Below are 11330 nucleotides of genomic sequence, written 5' to 3'. Positions count from 1 at the left end.
TGAACTCTTCGAAGATCACCTCGTCCATCCGGCTGCCGGTGTCGATCAGCGCGGTCGCGATGATCGACAGCGAGCCGCCCTCCTCGATATTGCGCGCGGCGCCGAAGAAGCGCTTCGGCCGCTGCAGCGCGTTGGCGTCGACGCCGCCGGTCAGCACCTTGCCCGACGACGGCACGACCGTGTTGTAGGCGCGGCCGAGACGCGTGATCGAGTCGAGCAGGATCACGACGTCCTTCTTGTGCTCGACGAGACGCTTGGCCTTCTCGATCACCATCTCGGCGACCTGGACGTGGCGCTGCGCCGGTTCGTCGAAGGTCGAGGAGATGACCTCGCCCTTCACCGAACGCTGCATGTCGGTGACTTCCTCGGGCCGCTCGTCGATGAGCAGCACGATCAGATAGACTTCGGGATGATTGTCGGTGATCGCGCGGGCGATATTCTGCAACAGCACGGTCTTGCCGGTCCGCGGCGGCGCGACGATCAGCGCGCGCTGGCCCTTGCCCTGCGGCGCGATGATGTCGATGACCCGCGCCGACTTGTCCTTGATCGTCGGATCGTCGCTGTCGAGCGTCAGCTTCTCGTCGGGGTAGAGCGGCGTCAGATTGTCGAAATTGACGCGCGTGCGCAGATATTCGGGATCGTCGAAATTGATCTCGGTGACCTTGGTCAGCGCGAAATAGCGCTCGCCGTCCTTGGGTCCGCGGATTTCGCCCTCGACCGTATCGCCCGTCCTGAGACCGAACTTGCGCACCTGGTTGGGCGAAACATAGATGTCGTCGGGGCCGGCCAGATAGTTCGCTTCGGGGCTTCTGAGGAAGCCGAAGCCGTCGGGCAGCACCTCGATCGTGCCCATGCCCATGATCTGCTCGCCATTCTCGCTCTCAGCCTTGAGGATACCGAACAGCAGGTCCTGCTTGCGCAGGGTCGAGGCGCCCTCGACGCCGAGATCCTCGGCCATCTTGACCAGCTCGGCCGGCTTTTTCTGTTTCAAGTCTTTGAGATGCATAATGGATTCCTGGCGGAAAATCGGATTGGGAAAAGCGTCGGTGCCTGAGAAAGATGCGCCGGAAAAGTGTCGCGCTGCGCAAGGACGGGCAGCGGATGCTTGCCGTGCGAATTAGGGAGCGATGCCGGTCAAGTCAAGACAAAGCGGCGCCCGGCCGCGCGTCAGAAGGGCCGCACGATGACCAGGATCACGATCACGGCCGCGGCGATCCCGGGCACTTCGTTGAGCATCCGCAGCCGCCTGCCCGAGAGCGGTCGTTCGCCGCGCGCGAGCTTCTTGCGATAGACCATCAGCCACCCCTGATAGCCCGACAGAGCGATCACGAAGAGAAGCTTCGCGTGAAACCAGGGCTCGGACCAGATATTGAGATAATAGGCGAGCGTCAGCCCGAGCACCCAGACGATCAGCATCGACGGGTTCATGATGATCGTCGCCAGCTTGTCCTCGCGCTCGATCCAGCGGCCCGCCTCTGCCGACCCCTCCGGCGCTTCCTGGTGATAGACGAAGTAGCGCGGCAGCATGAACAGCCCCGCCATCCAGAAGATCACGAAGATGATATGCGCGGCGCGCAGCCAAGGATAGGCGAGCGTCAGGACTTCCGTCATCGCCTATTCCCCGCGCACGCGGTCGAGCAGATGCTCGACATGGGCGATCGGCGTGTCGGGCAATATTCCATGGCCCAGATTGAACACATGCGGCCGGCCGGCGAAAGCCCTTATGATCCGGTCGATCGCGCTGTCGAGACGCTCGCCGCCCGCGATCAGCGCCAGCGGATCGAGATTGCCCTGCACCGGAAGGTCGGGTGGCAGGGCCCCGGCGGCCCATTCGGGATCGATCGTCTCGTCGAGCCCCAGCGCATCGACGCCGGTCTCGCGCGCATAGGCCGGAAGCTTCTCGCCCGCGCCCTTGGGAAAGCCGATGATCGGCGTGTCGGGATGGCGCGCGCGCAACGCGGCAACGATTTTCACGGTCGGCGCGATCACCCATTGTTCGAACTGGGCCGGCGACAGGCTGCCCGACCAGCTGTCGAACAGCTGGACCGCCTCGACCCCGGCTTCGATCTGCCTGCCGAGATAGTCGATCGTGCTGTCCGCGATCGCCCCGATGATCGCGCCGAAGGCCTGCGGGTCGCCATAGGCCATGCGACGCGTTTCGCCCTGGTCCCGGCTGCCCTGCCCCGCGACCATGTAGGTCGCGACGGTCCAGGGGCTGCCGGCAAAGCCGAGAAAGGTCGTTTCGGGCGGCAGGGCCGCAGCGACCCGTTCGACCGTCCTGTAGACCGGGTCCAGGCGGGCGGGCGCCGCCTCGAGCGCGTCGAGCGCGCTGTCGACGAGCGGCGGCGAGAGCCGCGGCCCTTCCCCGGCAACGAACCGCAAATCCTGTCCCAGCGCATGGGGAATGACGAGAATGTCGGAAAACAGGATCGCGCCGTCGAACCCGAACCGCCTGATCGGCTGCAGCGTGACCTCCGCCGCCGCCGCGCTGTCATGAACGAGATCGAGAAACCCGCCCTTCTCGGCGCGCAGTGCGCGATATTCGGGAAGATACCGACCCGCCTGGCGCATCAGCCAGACGGGAGGCGGATCCGCCCGTCCGCCGCGCAGGACGTCCAGCAGTTTCTTGTCCGTTTGCCGGCTGTCCGACGCTTCGAGGGGCTCTTCTATCACTATATATACTTATATAATTATTAGATGGATGGAGTCAGTTGCAGGCTTGGCAACGGGGTTTAATCGGCCCTGCCGGTAAAGCCAACAGCTTGACTCATGATTGAATCCCGCTGCTCTCGGGAGTCGATCTGCTTATCCCGGATATTCACATCCTGTGTGCGGATTCCGTTCCCTGTGGAAGAGTCGCTGGAGCGAAATCCGGTCAGCGGGTGCGGTTTGATGACTTGCTTCCGTCCCGGCAGTTCAGCTAGCGCCGTCTTCAGGCTTGTCCACAGGCTTGTCCGCGTCCGACTCCGTCATCAAGGCATCGCATGATCCGGCTCCATCTCCATCTGATCTCGGACTCGACCGGCGAAACGCTCGAAAATATCGCCAAGGCCGGGCTCGCCCAGTTCGACGATGTCGAGACGATCAAGCATTTCTGGCCGATGGTCCGCAGCGAAGGCCATGTCGACCGCGTGTTCGACGATATCGGCAAGCAGCCAGGGCTCGTGCTCTATACGCTCGTCGATCACAATGTCCGGCGACGGCTCGAAACCCGCTGCCGCGCAATGGGCCTGCCCGCGGTCTCGGCGCTCGATCCGGTGATCGACGCGCTGTCGCGGCTGCTCGGCATGGAAGCGAAGGAGCGCCCGGGCGGCCAGCACGCGCTCGACGCCGCCTATTTCCAGCGGGTCGAGGCGATCCAGTACACGATCGCGCATGACGACGGCGTCGCGCCCGAAGATTGGGACCGCGCGGATATCGTGCTTGCCGGCGTGTCGCGGACCTCGAAGACGCCGACCAGCATCTATCTCGCCAATCGCGGTTACAAGGTCGCCAATGTGCCGCTGGTGCCGGAATCGCCGCCGCCGGACACGCTGTACCGGCTCAAGAACCCGATCATCGTCGGGCTGACGACGAGCCCCGACCGGCTGGTCCAGGTCCGCCGCAACCGGCTGCTGAGCCTCAATCAGACGCCCGAAACCGATTATGTCGACCAGGATCGGGTGAAGGCCGAAGTTGCCTTTGCGCGCCGGATCTTCGCCGACAATGACTGGCCCGTCATCGACGTGACCCGGCGTTCGATCGAAGAAAGCGCGGCCGCGATCCTCAACATCGTCAGCGACCGGTCGAACCGGGACGGCCATATGCAACCGGACGAAACGACATCGCCCGGCTGATCCTCGCCTCGCAAAGCAGCACGCGCCGTGCGATGCTCGAAGCCGCCGGCGTGCCCTTCGACGCCATGGCTGCGGGCGTCGACGAGGAGGCGGCCAAGGCCAGCCTGTGCGCCGACGGCATTTTCGCGCGCAACCTTGCCGACGCGCTGGCCGAGCTGAAGGCGCTCAAACTGTCGCGCCGTTTCCCCGAAGCGCTGGTTCTCGGGTGCGACCAGGTTGCCTCGCTCGATACGCGGATCTTCGACAAGGCGGAATCGCGCGAAGAGGCGCGCGCGCATCTCGCCGCCCTGCGTGGCGAAACGCACAGCCAGACGAGTGCGGCCGTGATCTGCGAGGGCGGCAGGCCGGTCTGGCGCCATGTCGATGTCGCGAAGCTTGCGATGCGCGATTTCTCGGACGCTTTTCTCGAAGCGTATCTCGATGCCGAATGGCCGGCGATCGGCGGCTGCGCGGGCGGCTATCGCCTAGAGGGTCGCGGCGCGCAGCTCTTCGCGCGGATCGACGGCAGCCATTTCACGATACTCGGCCTGCCGCTGCTGCCACTGCTCGACTATCTGCGCGCGCGCGGAGTGATGCCGAAATGAGCAAACCCTATGCCGAAGTGATCGGCGATCCGATCGCCCATTCCAAATCGCCGGCGATCCACGGATTCTGGCTGGAGACGCTCGGCATCGAAGCGGACTATCGCGCGGCCCATGTCACGCCGGACGGTCTCGCCGGCTATTTCTCACGGCGGAAAGAGGATCCCGACTGGCGCGGCTGCAACATCACGATTCCGCACAAGCAAGCCGCGCTCGACCATGTCGAGGATCGCGGCGAACTGCGCGCGAGCATCGGCGCCATCAACACCGTGCTGCGCGACGAGGACGGTGCGTTGATCGGCACCAACACCGACGCGGCCGGCTTCTATGCGCCGATTTCCGGCCTGGATCTGGAAGGCGCCGAGGTGGCGGTGGTGGGCGCGGGCGGCGCGGCCCGGGCCGTGCTCTTCGCGCTGAAACGCGCAGGCGTCGCGCATGTCGCGCTGTTCAACCGGACGCCGCTCAAGGCGGCCGGATTGCTGGCCGCGTTTGGTCTCGAGGGCGAGGCGCTGCCGATCGACACGCCGCTGCCGCCGGCCGCGCTGCTCGTCAATGCGAGCCCGCTCGGCATGACCGGCCAGCCGCCGCTGGCGCTTGATCTCGATCCGCTCCCGGACGATGCGATCGTTTATGATCTCGTCTACGCGCCGCTCGAAACGGACCTTTTGAGGGCCGCGCGGGAAAGGGGTCTGGTGACCGTGGACGGACTCGAGATGCTGATCGGCCAGGCGGCCGTCGCGTTCGAACTGTTTTTCGGCCGGCCCGCTCCGCGCGACGGGGATGCGGCGCTGCGGGAGATGCTGATCCGATGATTCTGCTCGGTCTCACCGGCTCGATCGGCATGGGCAAGTCGACCGTCGCGGCGATGTTCGCGGCCGCCGCCGTGCCGGTGTTCGATGCCGATGCCGAAGTGCACCGGCTGCAGGGGCCGGGCGGCGAGCTCGTCCAGGCGATCGAGGAACTGTTCCCCGGCACGACCGGACCCGCCGGCGTCGATCGCGCGAAACTGTCCGAGGCGGTATTGGGCGACGGCGAAAAATTGCGGGCGCTAGAGGAGCTGATCCACCCGGTCGTCGGGCTCAACCGCGCCGCCTTTCTCGACTCGCATCGCGACGCCCCGCTCGTCCTGTTCGATATCCCGCTGCTGTACGAGAAAAGCGGCGAGGCCGGTCTCGACGCGGTCATCGTCGTTTCCGCTCCCGCCGAGGTCCAGCGCGAGCGCGTGCTCGGGCGCCCCGGCATGACGGTCGAAAAATTCGAGCATATCCTAGACCTGCAGCTGCCCGATGCGGAAAAGCGCGCGCGGGCGGATTTCGTGATCGACACCGGGACGCCGCTCGAAAAGACGCGCGCACAGGTTGACGCGCTCGTCACTTGCTTACGGGCGCATGACGTCCGATATTGCAAACAATGCGTGAGATAGTTTTCGATACGGAAACCACCGGCCTCAGCCCTGCAGACGGGCACCGACTGGTGGAAATCGGCGCGCTCGAAATGGTCAACCGGGTCGAGACCGGGCGCAGCTTCCACATCTATTGCAATCCCGAGCGCGAGATGCCGAGCGAGGCGTTCGAGGTGCACGGGCTGTCCGACGCCTTTCTCGCCAACAAGCCGCTCTTCTCGGAAGAGGCCAGGAATTTCATCGATTTCATCGAAGACAGCCCGCTCGTCGCGCACAACGCGCAGTTCGATTTCGGCTTCCTCAATGCGGAACTCGAACGGGCGGGCCATGCCGCAGTCGCTATGGACCGGATGATCGACACCCTGGCGATCGCGCGGACCAAGCATCCGGGCGCGAAGCACAGCCTCGACGCGCTATGCGCGCGCTACGGGGTGGATCGCAGCCAGCGGGTGCTTCACGGCGCGCTGCTCGATGCGCAGCTGCTCGCCCAGGTTTATGTCGAGCTCACGGGCGGGCGGCAGATCGGTCTCGTGCTGGCCGACGAATCGACGGATAGCGGCTCGGCGACAACGCCCTCGGGCCCGGCCCGCGCGCCCCGCCGTCCGGTCCGCGAGCCGCGCCCGCATTCGGCGTCGCCGGAGGAAAAGGCGCGCCACGCCGCATTTGTCGCCCGGCTGACCGACCCGCTATGGGCCGAGCGGCGGGCAAAGGGTTGAAGGCAAGCCGTCACGCCCGGCGGGCGGGACGCATGATGATGAAGGAACAGCGTAATGGACATTCGTGTATCGGGACATCAGGTCGAAACCGGCGATGCGCTCAAGGATCATGTCGAGGAGCGGATGACGGCGATCGCCGACAAATATTTTTCCCGGGCGATTTCCGCCAAGGTGACGTTCGGCAAGGGGCCGCACGATCACGGATTCCGCTGCGCGATCGTCGCCCATGTCATGCAGGGCGTGATTCTGAAAGGCGAGGCGGACAGCCCGAGCGACGCGCATGCGGCGTTCGAGGAAGCGGCCGGCCATGTCGAAAAGCAGCTGCGGCGCCACATGAACCGGCTCAAGGACCATCACAAGCATGCCAATGGCGAAATGCCGCCCGAACTTCCCGAACCGAGCGCCGGCTATACCGTTTTCCAGGGCAGCGACGAAGCGGACGACGTGCCGGACAATCCGCCGATCATCGCTGAAACGAGTGTCGATATTCCGGACGCGAGCGTCTCCAACGCCGTCTGGATGCTCGATTTGCGCAATACGAACGCGCTGCTCTTCAAAAACAGCGACACCGGGGTATATAACATGGTGTATCGGCGCCGGGACGGATCCATCGGCTGGGTCGAGCCCGATCGCACGAACTGATATCCATCCGATTTCCCATCGCCGGTTTTCCGCCGGTGCGTCATTGCGTAACCAGGGTGTTTCATGAGCGAGTTTGAGTTTCCGAACCCCGCATTCGTCGTTTTTGCCGATGCGGTGGAGAGCAAGGCCGCGCTGTTCCGGCTGATCGCCGAACATGCGGCGCGTATCGCCGATGTCGATGCCGAGACGCTCGAGGAGCAGCTCATCGTGCGCGAGAAGCTGGGTTCGACCGGATTCGGCGACGGCGTCGCGATCCCGCACGGCCGTATCGACAACCTGGCCAAGCCGTTCGGCGTCTTTCTGCGCCTGACCGAACCGGTCGATTACAATTCGGTCGACGACCTGCCGGTCGATTGCGTGTTCGCGCTGTTTTCGCCCGAAGCGGACGGCGCGGCGCATCTGCGCGCGCTGGCGCGGATCAGCCGGCGGCTGCGCGACGGCGATTTCGTCGCCAAGCTGCGCGGCGCGCGGTCCACCGATGCCGTCTATGCGCTGCTCGCGAGTTTCGAGGCGGCGGACGCTGCCTGATGCGGCCGGCAAGGACCGGCCGCTGGCCGGTGCCGAGGCGCATTTCCGCGCGCTTGAATCGCTCTATGATTCGGCGCCGATCAACGCAATCTGGCAATCGCAGCTCGAGATCGTCGAGAGCGGTTTTGCCCGGATTCGCTTCGATCTCGACGATCGCTACTATCATGCCGCGGGCGCCGTGCACGGTACCAGCTATTTCAAGATGCTCGACGATGCGGCCTTCTACGCGGCGAACAGCCTGGTTTCGGACCGGTTCCTGCTGACCACCGGATTCAATCTGCTCTTCACACGGCCGATGACGGGCGGGACGGTCACCGCCGAGGGGCGCTGGGTCAGCGGTCAGCGCCGGGTGTTCGTCGCCGAGGCGCGGCTGATCGACGTCGAGGGCGAGGAAGCGGCACGCGGCACCGGGACTTTCATGAAATCGCGGATCGCGCTCTCCTCGCTCGCCGGATATCGCCTGCCGGCATGAGCAGCCGGACCACGAGCAAGATGCTGGCCGGCGCCCTGCGCCGCCGCGCCGAGGCGGCCGGCGGTCATGCGATGGTCCTGACCAGGGGCGACGAGATATCGGGCGCGGTGCTGCTGGCGCTGGCCGATCGGGGCGTCGTCCGCGGTTTGCGCGAGCGCGGGCTCGCTCCGGACGGCAGCTATCGATGGGTCGAGGCGGGCCCGGATGATGTCGGCGATCCCGAAGCGCTCGCCGCCTATCTCGAAAAACGGCGCCGGTTCGATCCCGATATCTGGGTCGTCGAGATCGATCTCGACGAACCCGAATCCTGGCTCGAGGACTTTATCGGAGCCGACTGAGCCGCCCGCCGGTCGGGCACCTCTTTTTTTCGTTCGGTCTTTGTTCTAGATATCGCGCATGGCGGATTCGGGCATCATCGGCGGCGACGAGCGGCTGCAGGCCGCGCAGGTCGCGCGCGGGGTCGCTCGGCTCTTCTTCCGGCAGGAGCTGATCGCGCTCAGCGAAGTGACTCTCGGCAACGGCCGGCGCGCCGACATCATGGCGATCGACGCGAAGGGCCATGTCGTGATCGTCGAGATCAAGATCAGCCGCGCCGACTTGTTCGGCGACCGGAAATGGCCCGATTATCTCGATTATTGCGACCGCTTCTTCTGGGCCGTGCCGGCCGGGTTCGATCTCGATCTGTGCGCGCGGGCGGAATTGCGGCCGGACGTTTCGGGTCTCATCGTCGCCGATCCCTATGATGCGGCGGTCGTGCGCGAAGCGGCGGAACAGCCGTTGGCCGCCTCGCGCCGTCGGGCCGAAACGCTGCGCTTCGCCCGCCGGGCGGCGGCCCGCCTGCTTGCGGCCGAAGATCCGCATCTCGCGGGTTTCGACTAGACCTAGTTGGGCGTCGGCCCCATCACCGGCGCCGTTTCGGTCGCCGCTTCGGCCGACTCCAATATCGTGACGATGTCGGCGGAGCGGCCGTCGCGCGCGGCATAGTCCCGCGCCGAAAGGCCGACAACGCTGTCGGCGATATCGGGATTCGCCCCGGCATCGACGAGCTGGCGGACGATCCCGGCGTTGCGCTGCTGCACGGCGAGAATCAGCGGCGTCTCGCCGCGATTGTTGCGCGCGTCGAGCTCGGCATTGACTATCCGGAGCCAGTTGACGGCATCCGGATAGCCGATCTGCGCGGCGATATGCAGCGGGGTATTGCCCTCGCTGTCGCGGATGTCGGGATTGGCGTTCTGGCGAAGCAGGTAGAGCAGCCACTGCGAATCGCGCCGCCGCGTCACGATGTGCAGCGCGCCTTCGCCCGTCGAGCGATCGCGGACGTTGATCACCGTCGAGCTCGGCTGTTCGACGAGATCGCGCACGGTGGCGAAATCGCGGTCGCGCACGCCGCGCAGGAAATTATAGGTGTCGGAAAACTGCGCCGGTGCCGCGACCGGCAGGAGCAGCGCGCCGAGCGCCGCGACGAGGATAGCCGTCGCTCGCCTGGGCAATCGTGATATGGTCGACCCGCGCATGGAAACTTACCCCGTTTGATACTTGCAACCCGCCCTTTAGCAAAGCATGACTGGCCCTGTCATGAACGATCTCAAACCCCTGAAAATTCATGCGCTGGCGCTGCTGGCCGCCGTTGCGCTCACCGCCTGTTCCGGCAACGCCACGCCCGCGTCTCCGCCGCTGGAGGGCGCCGCGATCGGCGGCGATTTCGAGCTGGTCGACGAGAATGGCAATACCGTCCGCGAGGCGGATTTCGCCGGCCAGAATCGCGTCGTCTATTTCGGCTACGCCTTCTGCCCAGACGTCTGCCCGGTCGACATGCAGAAACTCGGTCAGGCGATGCGGGTGCTCGAGGAGAGCGATCCGGCGCTGGCCGAGCGCATCACCCCGATCTTCGTCAGCGTCGATCCCGCGCGCGACACACCCGAGGTGCTGACCCAGTTCACCGACAGTTTCCATCCGCGGATGGTCGGCCTGTCGGGCTCGCGCGAGGCGCTCGATGCCGCGGCCGAGCGCTACGGCGTCTATTACCAGCTCGGCGAGGATGACGGCTCGGGCAACTATCTCGTCGATCACAGCAACAACGCCATATTGTTCGGCCCCGAGGGCGAACCGCTGGCGATCCTGCCGCTGCAGGACAGCCCGGACGCGATCGCCGAGACCCTGGTGCGCTGGGCCCGGTGAGGGCCGGCCGATGAGCGCCAATTTCTGGGAAACCAAGCGGCTCGACCGGATGACGCGGGACGAATGGGAATCGCTGTGTGACGGATGCGGCAAATGCTGCCTGCACAAGCTGGAAGACGAGGACAGCGGCGCCGTCCAGGCGACCAATGTCGCGTGCAAGCTGCTCGACCGCGAAACCGCCCGCTGCACCGATTACAGACATCGCCGGATCAGGGTGCCCGACTGCCTGCGGCTGAGCGCGCGCAACATGAAGGACTTTCCCTGGCTGCCGCGGACCTGCGCCTATCGGCTGCTGGCGCGCGGCGAGCCGCTGCCGGACTGGCACTATCTGGTAAGCGGCGATCGGGAAGCCGTGCACCGCGCCGGGGAATCGGTGCGCGGATGGACGGTTTCCGAACTCGATGCCGGCGATCTCGAGCATCATTGTGTCGACCGCGCCCTCTGATCCCGTCTTCGAAGGCGGCGGCCGTCGCCGGACGCTCACCGTGAAACGGCATCCGCGGGCGCGATCGTTCCGCCTGCGCGTGGATCCCCGCGACGGCCGCGTGCTGCTCAGCCTGCCGCAACGGTCGAGCCTCGCCAAGGCCCGGCGATGGGCCGAGACCCAGCGCGGCTGGATCGAGGCGCAGCTCGCCAAACTGCCGGGAACGCGGCCGATCGAGGCTGGCGGAACCGTGCCCTATCGCGGGCGCGATCTCCTGGTCGACTGGTCGCCCGATCGCCCGCGCACGCCAAGGCTGGACGGCGACCGGCTGGCGCTCGGCGGTCCCGAGGAAGCGGTCGGCGCGCGGGTCCTGCGCTGGCTGAAGGCCGAGGCGCGCCGGACGCTCGAACGCGAAACCGATCGCTATGCGCGGCGCGCGGGCGTCGAGGTCGGGCGCATCAGCATCGGCGATGCGCGCAGCCGCTGGGGCAGCTGCGCGGCCAGCGGCAATATCCGCTACAGCTGGCGGCTCGTCATGGCGCCGCCCGATG

General features: G+C 65.9%; 17 protein-coding genes. 13 read left to right on the top strand and 4 right to left on the bottom strand.

The genetic code is table 11. The features are described from left to right. The 3 genes from rho to hemE form a co-directional block, all read right to left on the bottom strand. A partial coding sequence (rho, locus tag ACTS1X_RS04780) for a transcription termination factor Rho (RefSeq protein WP_442613239.1) occupies positions 1–1006 on the bottom strand: 1006 nt, incomplete at its 3' end. A 161-nt stretch (positions 1007–1167) separates the two neighbouring features. Then, positions 1168–1611 carry a CopD family protein gene (locus ACTS1X_RS04775; RefSeq protein WP_442613238.1) on the bottom strand — a complete coding sequence of 148 codons (444 nt, stop codon included), beginning with the start codon at positions 1609–1611 and terminating at the stop codon, positions 1168–1170. A 3-nt stretch (positions 1612–1614) separates the two neighbouring features. Beyond that, positions 1615–2670 carry a uroporphyrinogen decarboxylase gene (gene hemE / locus ACTS1X_RS04770; RefSeq protein ID WP_442613240.1) on the bottom strand — a complete coding sequence of 352 codons (1056 nt, stop codon included), beginning with the start codon at positions 2668–2670 and terminating at the stop codon, positions 1615–1617. A gap of 314 nt (positions 2671–2984) precedes the next feature. Here hemE and ACTS1X_RS04765 point away from each other — a divergent pair, with 314 nt between their 5' ends. The 10 genes from ACTS1X_RS04765 to ACTS1X_RS04720 all read left to right on the top strand — a co-directional run bounded on the left by ACTS1X_RS04765 (position 2985) and on the right by ACTS1X_RS04720 (position 9056). Beyond that, the gene (locus ACTS1X_RS04765; RefSeq protein ID WP_442613237.1) at positions 2985–3836 is read left to right on the top strand and encodes a pyruvate, water dikinase regulatory protein; all 852 of its coding nucleotides are present in this window, start codon (positions 2985–2987) and stop codon (positions 3834–3836) included. A gap of 32 nt (positions 3837–3868) precedes the next feature. Continuing rightward, the gene (locus ACTS1X_RS04760; RefSeq protein WP_442613236.1) at positions 3869–4420 is read left to right on the top strand and encodes a Maf family protein; all 552 of its coding nucleotides are present in this window, start codon (positions 3869–3871) and stop codon (positions 4418–4420) included. Next, positions 4417–5229 carry a shikimate dehydrogenase family protein gene (locus ACTS1X_RS04755; protein ID WP_442613235.1) on the top strand — a complete coding sequence of 271 codons (813 nt, stop codon included), beginning with the start codon at positions 4417–4419 and terminating at the stop codon, positions 5227–5229. The genes ACTS1X_RS04760 and ACTS1X_RS04755 overlap by 4 nt, the downstream gene beginning before the upstream one ends. Then, complete coding sequence (coaE, locus tag ACTS1X_RS04750) at positions 5226–5840, top strand: dephospho-CoA kinase (RefSeq protein WP_442613234.1); 615 nt, start codon at positions 5226–5228, stop codon at positions 5838–5840. The genes ACTS1X_RS04755 and coaE overlap by 4 nt, the downstream gene beginning before the upstream one ends. After that, on the top strand, positions 5828–6535 hold the full coding sequence (gene dnaQ / locus ACTS1X_RS04745; protein ID WP_442613233.1) for a DNA polymerase III subunit epsilon: 708 nt from the start codon (positions 5828–5830) through the stop codon (positions 6533–6535). Before coaE ends, dnaQ begins: the two co-directional genes overlap by 13 nt. A 54-nt stretch (positions 6536–6589) precedes the next feature. Further along, on the top strand, positions 6590–7177 hold the full coding sequence (hpf, locus tag ACTS1X_RS04740; RefSeq protein WP_442613232.1) for a ribosome hibernation-promoting factor, HPF/YfiA family: 588 nt from the start codon (positions 6590–6592) through the stop codon (positions 7175–7177). A gap of 63 nt (positions 7178–7240) precedes the next feature. Continuing rightward, on the top strand, positions 7241–7705 hold the full coding sequence (locus tag ACTS1X_RS04735) for a PTS sugar transporter subunit IIA (protein WP_442613231.1): 465 nt from the start codon (positions 7241–7243) through the stop codon (positions 7703–7705). After that, positions 7665–8177 carry a PaaI family thioesterase gene (locus ACTS1X_RS04730; protein ID WP_442613230.1) on the top strand — a complete coding sequence of 171 codons (513 nt, stop codon included), beginning with the start codon at positions 7665–7667 and terminating at the stop codon, positions 8175–8177. Before ACTS1X_RS04735 ends, ACTS1X_RS04730 begins: the two co-directional genes overlap by 41 nt. Next, entirely contained in the window at positions 8174–8515 is a 342-nt protein-coding gene (locus tag ACTS1X_RS04725; protein ID WP_442613229.1) for a DUF1491 family protein, read from the top strand. The genes ACTS1X_RS04730 and ACTS1X_RS04725 overlap by 4 nt, the downstream gene beginning before the upstream one ends. A gap of 58 nt (positions 8516–8573) precedes the next feature. Further along, entirely contained in the window at positions 8574–9056 is a 483-nt protein-coding gene (locus ACTS1X_RS04720) for an MmcB family DNA repair protein (protein WP_442613228.1), read from the top strand. 2 nt (positions 9057–9058) lie between these two features. Here the strand turns inward: ACTS1X_RS04720 and ACTS1X_RS04715 are convergent, their stop codons facing one another. Continuing rightward, positions 9059–9667 (bottom strand): ankyrin repeat domain-containing protein, encoded by a 609-nt coding sequence (locus ACTS1X_RS04715; RefSeq protein WP_442613227.1) that lies wholly within the window; start codon positions 9665–9667, stop codon positions 9059–9061. An 85-nt stretch (positions 9668–9752) separates the two neighbouring features. Here ACTS1X_RS04715 and ACTS1X_RS04710 point away from each other — a divergent pair, with 85 nt between their 5' ends. The 3 genes from ACTS1X_RS04710 to ACTS1X_RS04700 all read left to right on the top strand — a co-directional run. Next, positions 9753–10355 carry an SCO family protein gene (locus ACTS1X_RS04710; RefSeq protein WP_442613226.1) on the top strand — a complete coding sequence of 201 codons (603 nt, stop codon included), beginning with the start codon at positions 9753–9755 and terminating at the stop codon, positions 10353–10355. Between the two features lie 10 nt (positions 10356–10365). Beyond that, the gene (locus tag ACTS1X_RS04705) at positions 10366–10800 is read left to right on the top strand and encodes a YcgN family cysteine cluster protein (protein WP_442613225.1); all 435 of its coding nucleotides are present in this window, start codon (positions 10366–10368) and stop codon (positions 10798–10800) included. 40 nt (positions 10801–10840) lie between these two features. Further along, positions 10841–11330, top strand: a 490-nt coding sequence (locus ACTS1X_RS04700; RefSeq protein ID WP_442613224.1) for a M48 family metallopeptidase, incomplete at its 3' end; no start/stop codon positions are given.

It is taken from the genome of Parasphingopyxis sp. (assembly GCF_052168275.1).
In the GTDB taxonomy this organism is placed as follows: Bacteria; Pseudomonadota; Alphaproteobacteria; order Sphingomonadales; family Sphingomonadaceae; genus Parasphingopyxis.
Note: the sequence above shows the minus strand (reverse complement) of the source record. Positions and strands in the feature narration are given on the sequence as shown.

What these genes read in the sequence shown, in the direction of transcription:
- ACTS1X_RS04775 (WP_442613238.1), bottom strand. Translation starts at nt 1,611, where the DNA reads ATGACGGAAGTCCTGACGCTCGCCTATCCTTGGCTGCGCGCCGCGCAT.
- ACTS1X_RS04765 (WP_442613237.1), top strand. Translation starts at nt 2,985, where the DNA reads ATGATCCGGCTCCATCTCCATCTGATCTCGGACTCGACCGGCGAAACG.
- ACTS1X_RS04760 (WP_442613236.1), top strand. Translation starts at nt 3,869, where the DNA reads ATGCTCGAAGCCGCCGGCGTGCCCTTCGACGCCATGGCTGCGGGCGTC.
- ACTS1X_RS04755 (WP_442613235.1), top strand. Translation starts at nt 4,417, where the DNA reads ATGAGCAAACCCTATGCCGAAGTGATCGGCGATCCGATCGCCCATTCC.
- coaE (WP_442613234.1), top strand. Translation starts at nt 5,226, where the DNA reads ATGATTCTGCTCGGTCTCACCGGCTCGATCGGCATGGGCAAGTCGACC.
- dnaQ (WP_442613233.1), top strand. Translation starts at nt 5,828, where the DNA reads ATGCGTGAGATAGTTTTCGATACGGAAACCACCGGCCTCAGCCCTGCA.
- hpf (WP_442613232.1), top strand. Translation starts at nt 6,590, where the DNA reads ATGGACATTCGTGTATCGGGACATCAGGTCGAAACCGGCGATGCGCTC.
- ACTS1X_RS04735 (WP_442613231.1), top strand. Translation starts at nt 7,241, where the DNA reads ATGAGCGAGTTTGAGTTTCCGAACCCCGCATTCGTCGTTTTTGCCGAT.
- ACTS1X_RS04730 (WP_442613230.1), top strand. Translation starts at nt 7,665, where the DNA reads ATGCGCTGCTCGCGAGTTTCGAGGCGGCGGACGCTGCCTGATGCGGCC.
- ACTS1X_RS04725 (WP_442613229.1), top strand. Translation starts at nt 8,174, where the DNA reads ATGAGCAGCCGGACCACGAGCAAGATGCTGGCCGGCGCCCTGCGCCGC.
- ACTS1X_RS04720 (WP_442613228.1), top strand. Translation starts at nt 8,574, where the DNA reads ATGGCGGATTCGGGCATCATCGGCGGCGACGAGCGGCTGCAGGCCGCG.
- ACTS1X_RS04710 (WP_442613226.1), top strand. Translation starts at nt 9,753, where the DNA reads ATGAACGATCTCAAACCCCTGAAAATTCATGCGCTGGCGCTGCTGGCC.
- ACTS1X_RS04705 (WP_442613225.1), top strand. Translation starts at nt 10,366, where the DNA reads ATGAGCGCCAATTTCTGGGAAACCAAGCGGCTCGACCGGATGACGCGG.